Here is a 19,730-nt window from a genome sequence, read left to right on the forward strand (position 1 = left end):
GGTCAGGTTCCATGAGCGTAGGGGTTCGGTCCACGCGAAATGACAGAACATGCGCGTACCGGCGATGCTGACGGAAACGTACTGACCCGAGGAGCCGTGTCACGTTCCCGAACGCTCCGGTCGTGGCCGTAAAACGATCCACATCGATGCCAGTACGGCGAGCAAACCCGCCGCGGACCATCCCGTAGGCCATTCTCCAAAGAATAAGGATCCCAGGATAATTCCGACAACCGGCGCCAAGAATGTCCACGCGCTCAGCGCGTCCAGCCGGCAGTGCCTGGTTTCGGTGAACCAGGCCACGAATGCGGCGGCCGTACCCACCAACGACAGAAACGCCAGTACCGCAATGAATCGGGGGGTCCAGTTGATTACAGGGGGGCCCTCGACCATTGCCGCCCATACCGCCAACGCAACTCCGCCGATCACGAAATGCCAACCGCTGGCCGCGAGCACATCCAAACCCGCAAGGCGCCGCGACAACAGCGTGCCGCCCGTGATCGCGGCCGCGGCCAGCAGTGACAACAGCGCTCCGCTGCCACCGCCCCCAGGCACCGCCACCACCAACAGGCCAGAGAACCCGATCGCTAACGCCGCTGCCGTCTGGACGGTCACTGCTTCGCCGTACAACCACCACGCCGGCAACAAGATCAGCAATGGTTGGGCGTTGGCGAGCACCGCTGCGGTGCCGGTCGCCAGTCCTGATACTCCGGCGAACATTGCGGCGAACGCGACCGTCACGTTGACCAGGCCCAACACCGTGATTAATAGCCAGGCGTGGAACCCACGCGGCCTGGGCCGACTCTGAACTTCGGCGACCAGTACCAGACACACCCCTGCCACCAAGGCGCGCAGGGCGGCGAACCACAACAGCGACGAGTCCCGAAGCCCCCAGCGAATAGCCACGAAACAGGCTCCCCACGTGGCGGTGATCCACAACAGTCGCCACGGCTTCGGCGCACGCCGAAGCTCCGCAACGCCCGCCGAACCGGTGCCGGCGGTCATCGTGGCCACTGCAGGTGGTGATCAGCCCGATCATGACGAACCAGCACCGAACCTTGGAAATGGAGACCTGGAATGCAAGCCTGTGCCTTCACCGCCTGCCTCCTCACCGTCTTGCCTGATTCGAGACCTTCACGAACGTCCATCACCGTCGGTGTATACAACGAGTCCTGTATCTGGCTGGCCGGTGTAACGATCTCCGTCGAATGCCACGGATTGAGTTCTGGTCGCACCGGTTCGGCCCGGCGCTCGGTCGACGCCGACACCTCGTGCTAGCGGGAACGATGACCCCGGGCGGCAGAAAGTGAGCACCGGCTCGGACTCGTCAAAGAGCTCTTGAGAGCGCAAACAGCACCGCTCGACGTGGTTGCTGTCATTGCGGTGCCTGTTCGCACAGCGTCGCCAAACGGCTGCGGTACTCGGTCTCGTCGAGTTCACCGCGGGCGAATCGTTCGGCGAGCAACTGCTCCGCCGTGTGGAGCACCGGCAGGTGGGTGGGCGACGATGCCTCGCGCCCGACATATCGGACCAGCATTACGATGCCGGTGATCAGTAGCCCCCAGAACAACACCATTCCGATGATCATCAGCGAATAGCCCCAGCCGCCGGGATCACTGCCGTACCAATACATCACGATGACCTCTCCTCATGTACGTGGATGGAAGCGTTGTATGCCCCGGCGACACTCTGTGGGATAGGCGCGTACAGCGGGGGATTGATGCCATGTGCTCCATGGTTTGTGCCGGGTCAGAGCCCGGGCGCGTTGTAGAGCGGGAACCAGCGAGTGAGATCCTTCTCTACCCGCAGATCGTTCTCGATGGCCGAGGTGATCTGTAGCTCGAGGCTGTTGTCGCGTCGATCGGCCTCGGCGGGGGCGAAGGGGTACCAGCTGCCCCGCTTGTAGAGGTAGACGAGGCCGAGCGGTCGGGTGCCGTCGGTGAACGCGATGACGGTACACAGTAGTGTCGGCCCGAACCCGGCGTCGACGAGGGTGCTGTTGACGGTGTGCAGATCGGTCACCAGGCCTTCGAGATCGTCGGGGGCGGTGCGGCGGATGAGCCAGGAGAATCCGTAGGTGTCGGTCTGCTCGCTGTATTTGCCTCCGTCGAGGGCGAGCAGCCCGTCGACCTCCTCCCGTAGTTGGGCGAAGCCGCCGCCTTCGGCGGCCTTGAAGCAGACCGCGCCGGTGCCGGTGGGGTGGAACCGGGTGCCGACCTGCAGGGTGACCGCGGCAGCGGGCAGTGCGAAGAGTTGGTCCAGATTGGGCGGCACCGGTGTGGAGCGGCCGAGGAGCGCATCGAGGAAGCCCATGGGGTCTAGTACTCCTGTCCGAGTTGGCGGGCGATGTCGCCCAGCTGTGCGAGCCGGCGATCGAGCGGCGGGTGGGTGGCGAAGAGCGAGGAGAGGCTGAACCCCTTGGCGAGGGCGGGGGCGAAGAAGAAGGCGTTGAAGGCCTCGGCCTGGCGTAGGTCCCGGGTGGGGATGGCCGCCATCTCGCCGCTGACCTTGGTCAGGGCCGACGCCAACGCCGACGGCTGGCCGGTGAGCAGCGCGCCGGACCGGTCCGCCGACAATTCCCGATACCGAGACAGCGCCCGGGTGAGCAGGAACGAGACGGCGTAGACGACCGCGGAAACCACCACGACTGCCAGCAGGATGAGGCCGGTATTGTCGCCTTCCCCGTTGCTGCGTCCGCGGCCGCCACCGAAGCCGCCGAAGAAGCCGGCGTACAGGGTGAACCGGGTGATCAGCCCGGCCAGCACACCCAGGAAGGAGGCGATGGTCATCACCGCCACGTCACGGTGCGCGACGTGGGAGAGTTCGTGTGCGAGTACCCCTTCGAGTTCCTCGGTGTCGAGGCGACGCAGGATGCCCGTGGTCACGCAGACCACCGCCCGGGTGGGGCTGCGCCCTGTTGCGAATGCGTTGGGCACATCGACCTCGGCGATCGCCACCGCCGGTTTGGGCATGTCCGCCAGCGAACACAACCTGTCGATGACCCCGTGGAGTTCGGGCGCCTGATCGGGGGTCACGATCTTGCCATGCATCGCGTAGAGCGCGATGCGGTCGGAGAACCAGTACTGGGCGAACAACAGTCCGCCGGCGATCACGACCGCCAGAAATGCGCTTCGCAGCAGCGCGATGAGCACGGCGGTGAACACGACATAGATCAGACCCAGCAGGAATGTCGTCCAGAGCATGCGGCGGGTCAGCCCGCGATCGGGCCGGAAACGGCTCTTCATGGTCTCACCCGGGAATCAGACCTTCCTCGCCGAGCAGGGCGCGCACCTCCGCCAGGCTGCTTTCCTGGGCCGGGAGGATGACGTCGGACACGGACAGCGAGTCGTCGGCGACGGGCGTGCCGGCGGCCCGCACCCGGTCCAGCAGGGTGCTCAGGGCGTGCTGGAATCGTTGTTCGTCGCCAGCGGTAACCGCTTCGGACAGGCCGGCGTCCAATTCGTTCAGTTCCGCGAGGTGGTCTTCGGCCACGTCGAGCTGGCCCTCGCCCAGGATGCGCACGATCACGACCGTTCCTCCTTCGGTGATCCGGGGCCGGCCTCGAGCGGCGACGGCGACGGGGTGTCCGCGCTGCTGCCCGGCAGCGCGGCTCGCGAGGCGGGGGGCAATGCTCGTTTCAGGTGCGCCAGTTCCTCGTCGACGTCGGATTGCGAGGACATCTTCTCCAGTTCGGCCGCGATGTCGTCCTTGGCCGGGCCGGTGGCGTCTTCGAGGGCCCCCGAGGCGAGGAGTTCGTCGATGGCCCCGGCGCGGGCCTGCAACTCGGCGGTCTTGTCCTCCGCGCGTTGCATGGCCAGTCCGACGTCGCTCATCTCTTCGCTGATCCCCGAGACCGCCTCCCCGATCCTCGTTTCGGCCTCGGCCGCGGTGTAGCTGGCCTTGATCGTCTCCTTGCGGGTGCGGAACGCTTCCACCTTCGCCTGCAGACGTTGTGAGGCCGCGGCGAGTTTGTCCTGTTCGGCCTGCAGCGCCGCCTGCTGCGGGGCGAGTTCGGCCAGCTGCTGCTGCGCCGCGGACCGGCGGGTCAGAGCCTCCCGGGCCAGATCGTCGCGGCCCGCAGCGACCGCTGCCGTCGCTTGCTGCTGCAAGGTGCCGACCCGGGATTGCAACTGCTGGGCCTGCAGATCCAGGCGTTTGCGGCTGGTCGCCACGTCCGCCAGGCCACGGCGCACCTGCTGCAGCATCTCGAGTTGCTTCTGATACGAATAATCCAGCGTTTCCCGCGGATCCTCGGCACGGTCGAGAGCCTTACTGGCCTTCGCCTTGAAGATCAGCGCGAGACGTTTACCCAGGCTCATTGCGTTCCTTTCCTGCACAGCTCGGTCCCTGGTGGACACCCTCGGTGCCGTGCGCGCGGGGACGTGCACTCGAACGGTCTTGCGCAGTCAGCGTCGGCCGCGACCCTTCCGCGGGCCTAACCCGTTTATGCGTCGGTTCGTTGCCGAGTGTCGGCGGCGAACCCCCGCAAATCGGTGAGGGTTTTGTGAAGATTCGTTGAAGAAGGAGACCGGTCGAGTGCGCCCGGCGCCCGCACAGTATTGAGTTGAGGAATCGGCGGGTCACAACCCGAGGAGAGTGCGATCAGGCGGCGCACTCGTCCGGGTTGATGTCGTGTGACGGAAAGGGGTGGCCACCTCGAACTCGACGTCACGGCGTCTGATTCGACACCCCCACCGCCGCCTTCTGGTGCCGGCCGCCGGTGGTGTGCACAACGCCTGACGCGGTGGCGCTGACGTCCAGCTGATCACCGCACGTGTTCCGAGGAGCGAGATGAACAGTTTGGGATCCGCGGAGCCGACGCCGGTGACCGCGGTGCTGACCGCCGAAGGAATCGAGAAGAGCTTCCGGCAGGGGTGGTGGCCAGCCCGCCGCGATTCCCGGGTACTGCGGGGCGTGGATCTGGTGCTGCAGCCGGGTGAGGTGGTCGGGCTGACCGGGGAGAACGGTTCGGGGAAGTCGACGTTGATGAAGATTCTCGTCGGCGAGTACCGGCCGGACGCCGGCACCGTGACCCGGTCGGGGCGGCTGGGATACTGCCCGCAGCAGCCGGTGGTCTACGAGAGGTTGACCTGCGACGAACACTTCGAGTTGTTCGGCTGCGCCTACCGGATGGCCCCGGCCGAGGAGCGACGCGCCCGCCGGGCGCTCTACAGCGCGCTCGGCTTCGAGCGCTACGCGGACACCCGCGCCGACCGGTTGTCCGGCGGTACCCTCGCGAAACTCAACCTCGGGTTGGCGTTGCTGGCGGACCCGGAGGTGCTGCTGCTCGACGAGCCGTACTCCGGTTTCGACTGGGACACCTACCTGCGGTTCTGGGAACTGGTGGCGCAGCGCCGCCGAACGGGGCGCTCGGTGCTGATCATCAGTCACTTCGTCACCGACGAGCACCGATTCGACCGCATCGTCGACCTGCACAACGGGACGGCGGCGGCGAGATGAAAGCCGGTGATCACCTGCCGAGAGCGCCGGGCGCGGTCTCACTGCTCATCCACCGATTCCTGACCGACTACGCCCGTAACCCCGTCAACGTGCTGGTGCTGGTGCTGGTCCCGGTCGTGTTCGTGATCGTTGCGGCCGGATCGATGGCCGATGCCGCGAAACTGCTCGGCGGGGCGGGCGGGCCCGCGGTGGAAACCGCGACCGCCGGCTGGGCGGCGGGATTCCTCGCCGGTATCGCCATGTTCTTCCAGATCAGCGCGGCTCGCGCCGCCGATCGGCGGCTGGTGTCGGCGGGCCTTGCGCCGATGCGGTTGGTCGCGGCCCGGCTCGGGACCGGACTGGTCCTGGCAGCGTTGGTTTCCCTGACAGCCTTGCTCGCCCTGGCCGCGCGTACCGGCATCGACGACCCCGGCCGGGCGATCGCCGGAACCCTGATGTTCGCCGTGATCTATCTGGCGATCGGCGCCCTGGTCGGGGCGCTGGTGCGCAACCCCGTCAACGGCACCGTCCTCATCTTGTTCGTCTGGATTCTGGACGTGTTCTTCGGCCCCGCCGTCGGCTCCGCCGATCGCATCGAAACCCGGTGGTTCCCGACGCATTTCGTCACGCTGTGGATGGTGGACATTCCGTCCCGGCACGGCGGCCGGATAGGGGACCTCGGCTGGGCACTGGTGTGGATGTTCGCGGCGCTGATCGTCAGCACCGCCGTCATCACCGCGACCGTCGGTGCGGTCCGGTTGACGCGGCGGCGAACCGCCTCCGGTTCCGGGTGGGCTCAGTTTTCGGCCGGGCTGCGGATGGGACTGCGGGACTACCGCCGCAACCCGGTGCTGTGGGTGCTGCTGATCGTCGTGCCGATCGTGTTCATCGTGCTGGCCAAGGCGATGACCGCGCAGGAGTCCGGCATGTTCTCCCTCATCGAGGGCGGCCGAGCGGTGATGCAGGTGTTCTGGCTGCCGGACGTGCATGCCGGGACGATGACCCCGATCGCGGTCTCCTCGCTCGCGGCGTTGGCCGGGCTGTTCATCGGGCTCGACGCCCGCGCCGGCGATCGGCGACTGGCCCTGGCCGGGTTCCCCTTTCCTCTCCTGCTCGGGGTGCGGTTGACGATGATCGGGATCGCCGCCGCCCTGGTGACCGTCTCGTCGTTGATGGTGACCGCGACGGTGTTCGATGCCCGGCAATGGGGTGTCTACGGCGGCGGGAACCTGCTCATGGCCGTGACCTACGGGCTGCTCGGGTTTTGCCTGGGGCCGATCTTCGGGCGCGTGGGTGGGGTGTTCATCGCCTTTCTGGTGCCCTTTCTCGACATCGGGATCGGCCAGAGTCCGATGCTGCGGCCGGAACCGGCGACCTGGGCACACGGCCTACCGGGATACGGTGCGATGCGGGTGTTGCTCGACGGCGGGCTGACCGCACGGTTCGACGAGGTCGGGCCGTTGCTGGCGGCGCTGGCATGGGTGCTCGCGCTCACCGCACTGGCCGGGTGGTTGTTCCACCGGGCCCCCGCCACCCCCGTGCGTGGCGGGTTGGGCATGTGATCGCGTCGATCGCGCCCGGCGTAGCTCGGCGCCGGCGATCGGCACGTGTGTTGTTACCGGGTGGGGGTGAACCGGCGCAGTCGCAGGCTGTTGCTCACCACGAACACCGAGCTGAAGGCCATTGCGGCCCCAGCGATCAGGGGGTTGAGCAGGCCCAGCGCCGCCAGCGGAAGGGCCGCGACGTTGTAGGCGAACGCCCAGAACAGGTTGCCCTTGATCGTGCGCAGGGTGGCGCGCGCCAGACGGATCGCGTCCGGGGCGGCCCGCAGGTCACCGCGCACCAGCGTCAGGTCCGAGGCCTCGATCGCGGCGTCGGTGCCGGTGCCCATGGCCAGGCCGAGGTCGGCCTGGGCGAGGGCGGCGGCGTCGTTGACGCCGTCGCCGACCATCGCCACCACCCGCCCCTGGTCCTGCAGGTTCTTGATCACGTCGACCTTGTCCGCGGGCAGGACCTCGGAGATCACCTCCTCGATCCCGACCTGGTTCGCGACGCTCTGCGCAGCGCGGTGATTGTCCCCGGTGAGCAGCACGGGGGAGAGGCCGAGCTCACGAAGTTCACCGATCGCCGCCGCGGAGGTGTCCTTGACGGTGTCGGAGACGACGATCACCGCGCGGATCGCCCCGTCCCACGCAATCCACACCGGGGTGCGTCCCTGCGTTTCGGCCTCGTCGACAACGAGCTGCAGCGCGGTGGGGGCGGTGAGCGCCCACTCATCGCGCAGCCAGCTGTCCCGGCCGGCCAGCATGGCGTGCCCCTCGACGACACCGGATACCCCACGGCCGCCGTGGTTTTCGAAGCCATCGACCGCCGGCACCGGGCCTGCCTCGGCGGCGCGGGCGGCGACCGCACGGGCGATGGGGTGTTCGGAGGCATGCTCGAGAGCACCCGCCAGACGCAGGACTTCGGTGTCGGACACCCCTTCGGTGGCGTGCACCGAGACGACGGCCATCCGGCCGGTGGTGACGGTGCCCGTCTTGTCCAGGACGATCGTGTCGACGCGGCGGGTCGATTCGAGGATCTGCGGACCCTTGATCAAGATGCCGAGCTGGGCGCCGCGGCCGGTGCCGACGAGCAACGCGGTCGGCGTCGCCAACCCCAGCGCGCACGGGCACGCAATGATCAGCACCGCGACCGCGGCGGTGAACGCCGCCGTCACCGTATTCCCGGTCAGCAGCCATACCGCGAGGGTCAGCAGTGCGAGCCCGATGACGATGGGCACGAACACCGCCGACACCCGGTCGGCGAGGCGCTGGACCTGCGCTTTCCCGTTCTGCGCCTCGGTCACCAGCCGCGCCATCTGCGCCAGTTGGGTGTCGGCGCCGACCCGGGTGGCGCGCACGACCAGCCGCCCGCCCGCGTTGACGGTTGCACCGACGACGCTGTCGCCGGGCCCGACCTCGACGGGGACCGGTTCGCCGGTCAGCATCGACGCGTCGACCGCGGAGGTGCCCGCGGTGACGAATCCGTCGGTGGCGATCTTCTCCCCGGGCCGGACGACGAACACATCGCCGACGGCGAGTTGGCCGATCGGGATGCGGATCTCGGATCCCCCGCGGAGCACGGCGACGTCCTTGGCGCCCATGTCGAGCAGGGCGCGCAGCGCGGCCCCGGACTGCCGTTTCGCGCGGGCCTCGAAGTAGCGGCCGGCGAGGATGAAGGTGGTCACCGCGGAGGCGACCTCGAGGTAGATGTGCGGTTCGGTGCTGCCGGTGGTGAGCAGGTCGAAGTTCATCCGCATGCCGGTCATCCCGGCGTGGGTGAAGAACAGCGCCCACAGCGACCACAGGTAGGCGGCGGTGACACCGACGGAGATGAGGGTGTCCATCGTGGCGGCCCCGTGCCGCAGGTTCGCCCAGGCGGCGCGGTGGAACGGCAGCGCGCCCCACACCACCACCGGGGAGGCGAGGGTCAAGGTCAGCCACTGCCAGTTGTCGAATTGGAGCGCCGGGATCATCGACACCAGCACGACCGGCACGGTCAGCACCGTCGAAACGATCAGCCGCTGCCGCCACTCGGCGGCCTCGTCCGGTTCCGTGGGGGCGGCCGCCGTCCCCCCGGCGGCGTCCGCGGGGGAAACGGGGAGGGTGGCGGTGTATCCGGTCGCCTCCACCGTCGCCACAAGATCTTCGGGGGCCACCCGGTCGGCGAAGGTCACCCTGGCCTTCTCGGTCGCGTAATTGACGGTGGCGGTGACGCCGTCCATCCGGTTGAGCTTCTTCTCGATCCGCGCCGCACACGACGCGCACGTCATTCCCCCGATCGACAGCACGACATCGTGCTGTCGACCACCGGGCTCCGTGATCCGGGTCGTCATGCGTCAATCCCTTCCCAACTCGAATACCACCACCCAACTATACCCCTATGGGGTAGTGCTTCGTCGAATGTGTTCCGCCTTCGGCTGGGTGCGTGACCGCCGCGGCCTCGGCTTGAGTCTTCTGCGCGTGACTTCTTCATTGAATCTTCACCGAACAACTAGCCAAGCCATATCCGGTGGAGGCAGGCTCGGACTCGATCGGACAGTGGCATCGAGTGAACCGGAATTCCGCACCGTCCATCAGGCCTTGAGGAGGAGTGATGACGCAGAGGTGGAGTGTCAACGTCACCCCGGCCGAGCGGATCGCCCGAATCATCATCGGCGGGGTCGGCGTGGCTGGGTGAAGCTCGACAATGCGGCAGGACGGAACAGCGTTTCGATTCAGGAGCTGATCATGGCAACGCCGGCGTCTTCGGATGCAAACATCGCGGCGTTGGAGGCGGTGCCGACGCCGACGGTCGCCCAGCTGCCTCCCGTCGCAGTGATCGAGCTGGATTCCATCGCGGGCGTGCTGTCTAGACGATTTCCGGAGTTCACCCACACCCACGTGCGCGCCGTTGTCTACGCAACTTATCGACGGCTCGCGTCAGCGGCACGAATCCACACGCATCTAATTCCGCTCACCATGAATTGCTCCAGGTCCGAGCTGCAGATGCAGGTTTCCGATCGTGCTCGTCACCCCCTCGCCGAGCGTTAGGCGAGAAATGGGGACGGCCGTTCCGCTGTTGACGATCCAGCCGGACGCGGGGTGGACCGGAAGGGCGCGATGAGCACACGTTGGTCTGAACTTACCAATACACCGTATGGGTATATCCTAAGGTATGGAACGCTCATCGAAGCGTTCGAGAAAGGTGAATATCGATGACTACCACCACATACACAGTCCAGGGAATGACCTGCGGGCACTGCGTGTCGACGGTGAAGGCTGCGGTCGGTTCCGTTCCCGGCGTGACCGGGGTGGCGGTGGACCTGCAGGCGGGCACCGTCACCAGCACCGGTACGCCGACCGATTCTGCTGTCGCGAAGGCTATCTCGGAGGCAGGGTACGAAGTCGTCTCGGCGGAACGCGAGGCGGCGGCCGGTCACGCACTGCCCCTGGTCGGCAATGCCGGCGGCTGCTGCTGCGGCTGACGAACGAGGCGGCGGCGCGGGTGGAGGTACCCGCCCCGCCGGTAGTCGGCTCAACCGCCATGGTGTTGGCCGTGTTTCGCCGGGGCGCAACCAGTCCAAGCGACTTGGCTGTTGGGTCGGCGCCGGGTTGTCGGGAGCGGTGTCGCCGGTGCGCGCGCAGGGCCGATGACGAACGCGGGCAACGAGAACATGACCGCAAAGGACAGGTCCCACACGGAGAATGCGGGAGTCCCGATGACGACGTGGGGTGCCGCCGACGTCGGCGATCTCTGTTCGTAGCAGCGAAGAGACGGCCAGGGTTCGCTCGCTGCATGCGTGGCGAGTGGCTGTCGAGATCCGCGCATGCTGGGGGAATTCGGTCAGTGGTCGGCAGGACGGGCGCTGACAGTTCCGTCGTACATGGAGGCCGTCGCATCGGCGGGAACCTGAGGTCGCCACGTCGACAGGGGCCTCGGCTCGAGTCTCTGCGCGTGGCTTCTTCATCGAATCTTCACCAAACAACCAGCCAAGCCATACCGGGTGGGGGCAGGCTCGGACTTGACCGAACAGTGGCTGGCAGGTGTATCCCGAGCTTCAGCAAGCGTTTGATCAGACATCGAGGAGCAGTGATGACGCAGAGATGGAGTGTCAATGTCACCCCGGCTGAGCGGATCGCCCGAATCCTCGTCGGCGGGGTCGGCGTGGTTGGCGGGGTTTTCCTGATTGCGGGCGGGGCAACGGCCGTGGTCATGGTACTAGCGGTGCTGTTGATCCTGGCCGGACTGGATCTGGTGGTTACCGGGTCGACCGGCCATTGCCCGCTGTATCAGAGGCTGGGGCATGTCCCGGCATCGTTGAAGGGCGGAACGTCATGACCGATGATGATCGGCGTGAGCCCTATATCGGCGACAACAGCGGACATGACGAGCATGGCGAGCGTCACGGCGCAGGTGGTCACAGTCGTCACCGCTGGATGATGGTCGCCTGCTGCGTCCCGATGCTGCTTATCGCCGGTGCGCTGGTGCTCACCGGAACGGTCGGAATCGGCGGCATCGTGTTCGCGTTGGCGTGCGTGGGAATGATGGCGGTGATGATGTTTTCGATGGGCGGAGAACACCGTCCTTGACGCCCCCTCCATCAACCCAGTTGGTCGGTAGATCAACACCATGACCAGCTGAAGTCAGTGCTGCTCGAGCGGGGCGATGACGGCTCGGTGCCGCGACAACGAAAGGTGCCACAGCGAATGAACCGAACCACCGTGCTCGAAGTGGGTGGACTGAACTGGGCGAGCTCGACGGCGTCCGTCGAGGCCACCCTGCGCCGTCGCGCGGGAGTCACCTCCGTCGAGGCGAATGCCGTGAACCAGACCGCCACCGTCACCTACGACCCGGCGAAGACGTCGGTGGTCGAACTGTCGAAGTGGGTGCGTGACTGCGGCTATCACTGCGCGGGACGGTCGGTGCCCGATCACGTGTGCGACCCGATGTCCGAGCCGGCCGCCCTGGCCGCGCACCTCCACCACGCCCCGCCGCCCGGTCCGCCCGCCGCACCGGCGGGCCATGAGGGCCATGAGGGCCATGCTGGACGGTCGCCGCAGGAGACGATGGGCCACGGCGGTGGTCATGCCGGGATGTCGATGGACGACATGGTCCGGGACATGCGCAACCGCTTCCTGGTTGCCGCGGTGCTGTCGATCCCGATCTTGCTGTGGTCCCCGATCGGCCGCGACGTCCTCGGATTCACGGTGGCCGCACCGTTCGGTCTGCGCGACGACGTCTTCTCCTTCATCCTGTCGATCCCGGTGATCTTCTACTCGGCCTGGATCTTCTTCGACGGCGCCTACCGGGCGCTCAAGGCGCGCACCCTCGACATGATGGTGCTGGTGGCGGTGGCCGTCGGGACCGGCTGGCTCTACAGCGCCGTCATTACCCTCACCGGCGGCGGTGAGGTGTTCTACGAGGCCGCCACGGTGCTGACCGCGTTCGTGCTACTCGGGCACTGGTTCGAGATGCGCGCCCGCGGCGGCGCGAACGACGCGATCCGTACCCTACTCGAGCTCGCCCCGCCGATGGCGCTGGTGCTGCGCGACGGGGAACCGGTCGAGATCCCCACCGCCGAGGTCATGGCCGGGGATCTGCTGCTCATCCGCCCGGGCGCGAAGATCCCGGTCGACGGCACGGTCGAGGAGGGAAGCTCGGAGGTCGACGAGTCCATGGTCACCGGCGAGAGTCTGCCGGTGACCAAGACACCCGGATCGCAGGTGATCGGCGCCTCGATCAACACCACCGGCACCCTGCGGGCCCGCGCTACCAAGGTCGGCTCCGACACCGTTCTCGCCCAGATCGTCGCCCTGGTCCAGGAGGCCCAGAACTCCAAGGCGCCCGGGCAGAGACTCGCCGACCGGGCCGCGTTCTGGCTGGTCCTGGTCGCCCTGATCGGCGGCACCGGCACGTTCTTGGTGTGGCTCCTGGCGGGTGAGAGCGTGCAGATGGCACTGCTGTTCGCGATCACCGTCGTGGTCATCACCTGTCCCGACGCGCTGGGCCTGGCCACCCCGACGGCGATCATGGTCGGCACCGGCCTCGGTGCACAGCGGGGGGTGCTGTTCAAGAACGCCACCGCACTGGAAACCTCGGCGCGCATCGACACCGTGGTGATGGACAAGACCGGCACCCTGACCAAGGGCGAGCCGGAGGTCACCGACGTGGTCGCCGACGGTATCGGCGAGGACGAACTCCTCGCCCTCGTCGCCGCGGTCGAACGCGAATCCGAGCACCCGCTGGCCGGCGCGATCGTCCGCTACACCGCCGAACGCGCGATCCCACAACTGCCCTTGGCCGAGTTCTCGAGCGTGCCCGGGCACGGTGCCACCGCCGAGGTGCAGGGCCGCCGGGTCGCGGTCGGCAACCGCAAGCTCATGGTCGCCGAGGACGTCGATTTCGGTGTCCTGATGGACCGGCGAGACTCGCTGGCCTCGACCGGGCGGACCGCGGTGCTGGTGGCCGTCGACGGCCGCGGGGTCGGGGTGATCGCGCTGGCCGATGCCGCCCGGGAAACCTCCGCCGCCGCGGTGTCCGCCCTCCACGACCTGGGCGTCGAGGTGGTCATGCTCAGCGGCGACAACGAGGCCACCGCCGCGCGCATCGCCGGGCAGCTGGGCATCGACACCGTCATCGCCGAGGTGCTGCCCGGCGACAAGGCCGCCAAGATCGCCGAACTGCAGAGTGCCGGCAAGAAGGTCGCCATGGTCGGTGACGGCGTCAACGACGCCCCCGCCCTGGCCCAGGCGGACCTGGGCATCGCGATCGGCGCCGGCACCGACGTCGCGATCGAAACCGCCGACCTGGTGCTGATGCGCTCGGACCCGCTCGACGTGCCGATAGCCCTGCGGATCGGGCGCGGCACCCTCCGCAAGATGCGGCAGAACCTCGGATGGGCGGTCGGCTACAACGTCATCGCCCTGCCGATCGCCGCCGGGGTCTTCGAACCCTCACTCGGGCTGGTGCTGCGCCCGGAGATCGCCGCCCTGTCGATGTCCGGCTCGAGCCTCATCGTCGCGGTCAACGCCCTGATGCTCAAACGACTCAAGCTGCCCGCCCCGCCGGAACCACACCCCGCCGCGCCGCGGCCGGCGCCCGAGCCCACACCAACAGGTCCGCGGTGAGCGGTGACCGCTCGAACGAATTATTCGTCGACGACGAGGAGCGCCATGGACGCCGTACGCGAATCAGCAGCTCCGGCAGACTCCTTGACCGATCAGGAGCTCGGCGACCTCGACGCGTGGTGGCGGGCGGCGAACTACCTGTCGGTGGGTCAGATCTACCTGATGGGCAATCCCCTTCTCCGCGAACCGCTCCGTCCCGAGCACGTCAAGCCCCGGCTTCTCGGCCACTGGGGCACCACGCCGGGACTGAACTTCATCTACGCCCACCTCAACCGGGCGATAACTGCGCGCGATCTGAACATGATGTACGTGATGGGACCCGGTCATGGCGGCCCGGGACCGGTGGCCGCCGCGTGGCTCGAGGGCACCTACAGCGAGGTCTACCCCGACATCACGCAGGACGAGGACGGGATGAAAAGGCTGTTCACCCAGTTCTCCTTCCCCGGCGGCATTCCCAGCCACGTCGCACCGGAGACGCCGGGATCGATTCACGAGGGCGGCGAGCTCGGATACTCCTTGTCCCACGCCTACGGGGCGGCGTTCGACAATCCGGACCTGATCGTCGCCGCGGTGGTCGGGGACGGCGAGGCGGAGACCGGTCCGCTCGCCGCCAGCTGGCATTCCACCAAGTTCGTCGATCCGCGACGTGACGGCGCGGTACTGCCGATCCTGCATCTGAACGGGTACAAGATCGCCAATCCCACCGTGCTCGACCGGATCGACCGCGAAGAACTCGACGAACTGCTCCGCGGATTTGGTCACACACCGATCCTCGTGGAAGGCACCGAACCCGAGTACATGCACCAGGCATTCGCCGCAGCGCTGGACCGCAGCCTCGACGAGATCGCCGAAATCCAGCGGCGCGCCCGACGCGACGGCCACACCGAACGCCCCCGCTGGCCAATGATCGTGCTCCGCTCCCCCAAGGGTTGGACCGGCCCGAAGGAAGTCGACGGACTCGAGGTCGAGGGCTCCTGGCGCGCACACCAGGTCCCGTTCACCAACGCCCGCGACGACGGCCACCGCAAGATCCTCGAGCAGTGGCTACGCAGCTACCGGCCCGAGGAACTGTTCGACACCTCCGGCGCCCCCGCAGCCCACATCCGGGACCTGCACCCGCTCGGCACTCGACGCATGAGCGCCAACCCGCATGCCAACGGCGGGCCACTGATCCGCGACCTCGCGATGCCCGACTTCCGGAACTACGCGGTGCCGGTCGAAGTGCCGGGCACCGGCAATGTCGAGTCCACCCGGATACTGGGCACCTTCCTGCGGGATGTGATGCGTGAGAACATGTCCACCTTCCGGATGTTCGCACCGGACGAGACCAATTCGAATCGGCTCGGTGCCGTGCTCGAGGTCACCGACCGCACCTGGAACGCACGCACCCAACCCGATGACGATCACCTCGCCCCCGACGGACGTGTGATGGAGATCCTGTCCGAGCACACCTGCCAGGGATGGCTCGAAGGGTATCTACTCACCGGCAGGCATGGCGTGTTCTCCTGCTACGAGGCGTTCATCCACATCGTCGACTCGATGTTCAACCAGCACACCAAGTGGCTGCGCACCACCAACGGCATCGTGTGGCGCCGGCCCATCCCCTCGCTGAACTACCTGCTCACCTCGCACGTGTGGCGCCAGGACCACAACGGGTTCTCACACCAGGATCCCGGATTCATCGATCACGTGGTGAACAAGAAGGCCGACGTGATCCGGGTATATCTCCCGCCGGACGCCAACACACTGCTGTCGGTGGCCGACCACTGCCTGCGCAGCCGGCAATACGTCAACGTCATCGTCGCCGGGAAACAGCCGCAGCTGCAGTACCTCGACATGGCCGCGGCGATTACCCACTGCACCAAAGGAATCGGGATCTGGGACTGGGCCAGCACCGACAGCGGTGTGGAACCGGATGTGGTGCTCGGGTGCGCCGGGGACGTGCCCACGATGGAGACGCTCGCCGCCGTCCAGATCCTGCTGGAGTGGTTCCCCGACCTGAGGATCCGGGTGGTCAATGTGGTCGATCTGATGCGGCTGCAGGACCATCGGGAGCACCCGCACGGGCTGATGGAGGCGGACTTCGACGCGCTGTTCACCGTGGACAGGCCGGTGATCTTCGCCTACCACGGGTATCCGTGGTTGATCCACCGACTGACCTACCGCCGCACCAACCATCACAACTTCCATGTGCGCGGCTACAAGGAGGAGGGGACCACGACGACACCGTTCGACATGTGCGTGCTCAACCAGATCGACCGCTTCGATCTGGCGATGGACGTCATCGACCGCGTCCCCCGTCTCCACCGCATCTCGGCGCACCCGCGTGAGCACCTGAAGAACAAGCTGATCGAACATCGCCAGTACATCCGCACCCACGGGGAGGACATGCCCGAGATCACCCACTGGCAATGGGCCCCGGCCGCACCGCCTGCCGGCGGTGGCCCCGGACCGGTCTCCACCGCCGAGCAGTGAGAGGCGACGGAAAGGACCGACCGTGGCGGAAACACGTCGATACCATGGTGCACGAGAGAGAGCCGAACGCCCTGTTCGTTCAGGTGACGAAGAACCCGCTCGAACGCGCACTGAGATGACGGCTCGCAGGCAATCACCATGCTCGAGGACGCGATGCCTAGAACCGAGAGAAAGGCGCAGCGGGTGAGCAGCAACGACATATTTCAAGTCGTGGTCGGCGTGGATGGGTCGACCCAGTCGCTGACCGCCCTCGAATGGGCGGTGACCGAAGCCCGTCTGCACCACGGCCAGGTACGAGTGGTGACCGGGTGGCAGTATCCGACCGCGGCGACCGGCATGGACGGACTGATCTGGGAGCACCAATCGTTCGAGCGCGTCGCACACCAGACCCAGAGCGAAGCATTGAAAGGTGTTCCCACCGAGGGCGTCCACATCAGCGGAGAGGTCCTCCAGGGGCTTCCCGCCTCCGTTCTACTAGAGGCCGCCCAGGATGCGGACCTGCTTGTCGTCGGCTCCCGCGGCCGGGGAGGGTTCACCGGACTGCTTCTCGGGTCGGTGTCCACCCAGATCGTCCACCACGCCACCTGCCCGGTACTGATCGTCCGACCGGGACGGGAAACCCCTGCAGTCAGGTAGAAGTCACGTCGGGCACCCGCCGGCAACAGGTCATCGGAGAACAGCGGCTGGTTCGCTTGCCCGCAGGCATATCGACGAGTGACAGACCACGATCTTCTCGCTCCATGGCGACAGGTGCAGTACTGCCTCCGCAGATCACGGCGCACATCTCGGTGGCATGTCGCACCATCGATAGCATCCCGACTGTCGAACTTTGCCGGCCGCGTACACGTGCCGGCCGTGTCCGCGGTCGCCCGCAGATGTTTCCTGTCGCATCAAACTGGGACTCGGCCACCTCTGATCAGAAAGGGCGACTGTGGAACAGGCTTCGCCAACGCTCGCCAGTCCGCGACCGGACGCGGTGACCACGCCGCGCGTGGTCGTAGTCCACATGCTCCGGGTATCGGCATGACTCGCCGCGACCGATCCCGCGCGGCCGGATCCGGACCGGCAGGGATCGGAAATGGATTCGACCCGGGTGGTGAGCCGTGCACACCGTGCGTGGCTCAACTGCATTCCCCCGCCGAGCGGCTGGCGGCTCTGCGCGAGGCGGTCCACCACGAGCCGGATCCGCTGGTGACGTTGACCCACCTGCTGCACCTGTGTCGTGATGAGCATCGTGTGCTGTGGGCGCAGGCGGGCTCCCCGGGCATCCGGGCGACGGTCGCGAACGTGCTCGCCCCGCTCCGTACGGCAGTCGGGTCCGGCCCGGCTGCCGCGACCTTGGACGCGCCGGTTCGCCAAGCCCTGGCCGAAGCGCTGCGACCGGTCGAAGGGGCGGCACCGGTGGTGATCGCTCACGCGCTCGCGCAGTACCTCGACGACCACTATCGGCAGTGCGTCACCGAGTCGTTCCGCAGACGCAGCCCCTACCAGCCCGGGGTGGGTGATCCAGTTCCTCTGGGCGGCCCCGACATCCGCGCAGTGATGGACATGCGGCCCACCTCGCCACCCTGGCGGCTGGCGAACCGGCTGGATGAGACTCGCCGGGTCCGGCTGGCCGGAGGGTGGGTGACACAGTTTCGGATCGTGTTCGACTACAGCCTCTTCGACGCCCTGCCCGGTCTGGTCACCGCCGACACGATCGTTGCCACCTGCCACCCCAACCGAGCCCTGACCGAATTCACTCTGCCCCGCGACTCGACGCAGCCGACCTTCCCGGTGCAGCCGACAGACCTCGATCGGCAGCGCCGCCACCTCGATCAGCTCATCGGCCGGGCCGCCGCCGCTGGTGCCTCCATCATCGTGCTGCCCGAACTGTGCGTCACCGAGTCGCTGGCCCGACACCTGCAGGACTGGGTCCGCCGCGAGGACGGCCCCCGGCTCCTGGTCGCCGGCAGCTACCATCACGTCGATGGTTCGCCGCCTCGGCGGCGCAATACCGCCATCGCCTGGGTCCGCGGGCACGACCAGCCGTTGACACACGACAAACATTCGCCCGCCGAGCAGCCGATCCTGGAGGACATTCAGCCGCAGGGTTGGCCGGAATTGCGCGTGTACGTCACCGCCGACGGATGGCATCTCGTGATCGCAATCTGCCGGGACCTGCTCAATCCGGAGGCGGTGCACACCCTCGCCGAGACCGGAGCCAACCTGGTGCTGGTGCCGGCGATGAGCGAGAGCCTGGCGCCCTTCACCGGTCAGGTCGCGCACCTGGTCGGCTCGGGACAGGCCATCATCGCCCTGGCGAACAACCCCGCCGACTGGGCCCGAAGCGGCGACCCCGCCCCGCACCGCTCGGCCCGCGCCCTGTTCGGTCACCCCGGTCTGGGGCAGCAGACCCGGGTGGTCGCCTCGCCGGACACCGCTCCCGGTATCGCGACGCTCAACGTGCGGTCCGGGCTGATCGGCTGGACCAGCGCCGACAGCCAGGACTCGCCCGGTGACCCGCCCGGTGACCAACCGTCATCCTCGCAGACCCTCCCGGAGTGGGCCGCCCGGCTTGCGGCAGCAATCCGCCGCTACCGGCAGTACGAGCCACCGCCGCCGAAGCCGATCACGCTCCGGCCCGCTGCGGTGCTCGTGCTGCTCACCGATGGACCTACTGGCCCGCAGATACTGCTCACCACGCGTGCTCCGGACCTGCGGGACTACCCTGGCCGGCGCGTGTTTCCCGGCGGCGTCCGGGACCCGCAGGATGACGGCCCGGTGGCTACCGCCTTGCGGGAAGCCGGCGAGGAGATCGGACTGGACCCGGGCAGCGTGCAGATCCTCGGCGTGCTGCCCGCACTCGCCGAGCCAGAGACCAGGTTCTTGGTCACCCCCGTGCTCGGTTGGTCCGCTCGCCCGGAGTACACCCGACCGGTCAACCTCGCCGAAGTCACCTCGGTCCATGACGTGCCGCTGCGACAGCTCACCCATCCAGGTCATGACCGAGACGGTGTACCGGACCCGCCGAGTCCGGAGCTGACTGGCCTCGGCTCGATGACCGCCATGGTGATCGATATGCTGCTCACCCTGCTCGCCGAGCCGATCCATCCGTCCGGCTCCGGACACGACCGGGCATCCGCAAAGGATCCCGACGCTCCCGGACCACCGTGGTGACGGCCAGGG

Annotated in this window: 17 protein-coding genes; 10 read left to right on the forward strand and 7 right to left on the reverse strand. The window is 67.5% G+C overall.

Annotation, left to right across the window (positions count from 1 at the left end; translation table 11 throughout):
- Positions 1–99: 99 nt before the first annotated feature.
- The 6 genes from QM806_RS26435 to QM806_RS26460 form a co-directional block, all read right to left on the reverse strand.
- Positions 100–1,002 (reverse strand): DMT family transporter, encoded by a 903-nt coding sequence (locus QM806_RS26435; protein WP_283293339.1) that lies wholly within the window; start codon positions 1,000–1,002, stop codon positions 100–102.
- A gap of 370 nt (positions 1,003–1,372) precedes the next feature.
- Entirely contained in the window at positions 1,373–1,630 is a 258-nt protein-coding gene (locus QM806_RS26440) for an SHOCT domain-containing protein (RefSeq protein WP_283293355.1), read from the reverse strand.
- A 116-nt stretch (positions 1,631–1,746) separates the two neighbouring features.
- Positions 1,747–2,310, reverse strand: a complete 564-nt coding sequence (gene pspAB, locus QM806_RS26445; protein WP_054246287.1) for a PspA-associated protein PspAB — start codon at positions 2,308–2,310, stop codon at positions 1,747–1,749.
- Between the two features lie 5 nt (positions 2,311–2,315).
- Entirely contained in the window at positions 2,316–3,242 is a 927-nt protein-coding gene (gene htpX / locus QM806_RS26450; RefSeq protein ID WP_054246288.1) for a zinc metalloprotease HtpX, read from the reverse strand.
- Between the two features lie 4 nt (positions 3,243–3,246).
- Positions 3,247–3,525: a PspA-associated protein PspAA gene (gene pspAA, locus QM806_RS26455; RefSeq protein ID WP_054246289.1), complete on the reverse strand. Its 279-nt coding sequence runs from the start codon at positions 3,523–3,525 to the stop codon at positions 3,247–3,249.
- Positions 3,522–4,316 (reverse strand): PspA/IM30 family protein, encoded by a 795-nt coding sequence (locus tag QM806_RS26460; RefSeq protein ID WP_054246290.1) that lies wholly within the window; start codon positions 4,314–4,316, stop codon positions 3,522–3,524. Before QM806_RS26460 ends, pspAA begins: the two co-directional genes overlap by 4 nt.
- A gap of 472 nt (positions 4,317–4,788) precedes the next feature.
- Between QM806_RS26460 and QM806_RS26465 the strand changes: the two genes are divergently transcribed.
- Entirely contained in the window at positions 4,789–5,457 is a 669-nt protein-coding gene (locus QM806_RS26465; protein WP_054246291.1) for an ATP-binding cassette domain-containing protein, read from the forward strand.
- Entirely contained in the window at positions 5,454–6,998 is a 1,545-nt protein-coding gene (locus QM806_RS26470) for an ABC transporter permease (protein WP_054246292.1), read from the forward strand. Before QM806_RS26465 ends, QM806_RS26470 begins: the two co-directional genes overlap by 4 nt.
- A 53-nt stretch (positions 6,999–7,051) precedes the next feature.
- On the opposite strand, the gene QM806_RS26475 is transcribed toward QM806_RS26470, so the two are convergent.
- The gene (locus QM806_RS26475; protein WP_283293340.1) at positions 7,052–9,313 is read right to left on the reverse strand and encodes a heavy metal translocating P-type ATPase; all 2,262 of its coding nucleotides are present in this window, start codon (positions 9,311–9,313) and stop codon (positions 7,052–7,054) included.
- Between the two features lie 340 nt (positions 9,314–9,653).
- Between QM806_RS26475 and QM806_RS26480 the strand changes: the two genes are divergently transcribed.
- The 8 genes from QM806_RS26480 to QM806_RS26515 all read left to right on the forward strand — a co-directional run bounded on the left by QM806_RS26480 (position 9,654) and on the right by QM806_RS26515 (position 19,721).
- Positions 9,654–10,010, forward strand: coding sequence for a three-helix bundle dimerization domain-containing protein (locus QM806_RS26480; RefSeq protein WP_095866240.1), 357 nt, complete (start codon positions 9,654–9,656; stop codon positions 10,008–10,010).
- Positions 10,011–10,174: 164 nt separating this feature from the next.
- Complete coding sequence (locus QM806_RS26485) at positions 10,175–10,444, forward strand: heavy-metal-associated domain-containing protein (RefSeq protein ID WP_179377961.1); 270 nt, start codon at positions 10,175–10,177, stop codon at positions 10,442–10,444.
- A gap of 608 nt (positions 10,445–11,052) precedes the next feature.
- Positions 11,053–11,298, forward strand: a complete 246-nt coding sequence (locus tag QM806_RS26490) for a YgaP family membrane protein (RefSeq protein ID WP_054246295.1) — start codon at positions 11,053–11,055, stop codon at positions 11,296–11,298.
- On the forward strand, positions 11,295–11,549 hold the full coding sequence (locus QM806_RS26495; RefSeq protein ID WP_082359745.1) for a hypothetical protein: 255 nt from the start codon (positions 11,295–11,297) through the stop codon (positions 11,547–11,549). Before QM806_RS26490 ends, QM806_RS26495 begins: the two co-directional genes overlap by 4 nt.
- A 117-nt stretch (positions 11,550–11,666) precedes the next feature.
- Complete coding sequence (locus tag QM806_RS26500) at positions 11,667–14,087, forward strand: heavy metal translocating P-type ATPase (RefSeq protein WP_283293341.1); 2,421 nt, start codon at positions 11,667–11,669, stop codon at positions 14,085–14,087.
- A gap of 45 nt (positions 14,088–14,132) precedes the next feature.
- Positions 14,133–16,562: a phosphoketolase family protein gene (locus QM806_RS26505; RefSeq protein WP_054246297.1), complete on the forward strand. Its 2,430-nt coding sequence runs from the start codon at positions 14,133–14,135 to the stop codon at positions 16,560–16,562.
- Positions 16,563–16,745: 183 nt separating this feature from the next.
- A complete protein-coding gene (locus QM806_RS26510; protein ID WP_063786598.1) occupies positions 16,746–17,198 on the forward strand; it encodes a universal stress protein in 453 nt (150 codons plus the stop codon).
- Positions 17,199–17,678: 480 nt separating this feature from the next.
- Positions 17,679–19,721: an NUDIX domain-containing protein gene (locus tag QM806_RS26515; protein ID WP_283293342.1), complete on the forward strand. Its 2,043-nt coding sequence runs from the start codon at positions 17,679–17,681 to the stop codon at positions 19,719–19,721.
- Positions 19,722–19,730 lie beyond the last annotated feature (9 nt).

Source organism: Rhodococcus sp. IEGM 1351, assembly GCF_030056875.1.
Lineage (GTDB): Bacteria > Actinomycetota > Actinomycetes > Mycobacteriales > Mycobacteriaceae > Rhodococcus_F > Rhodococcus_F opacus.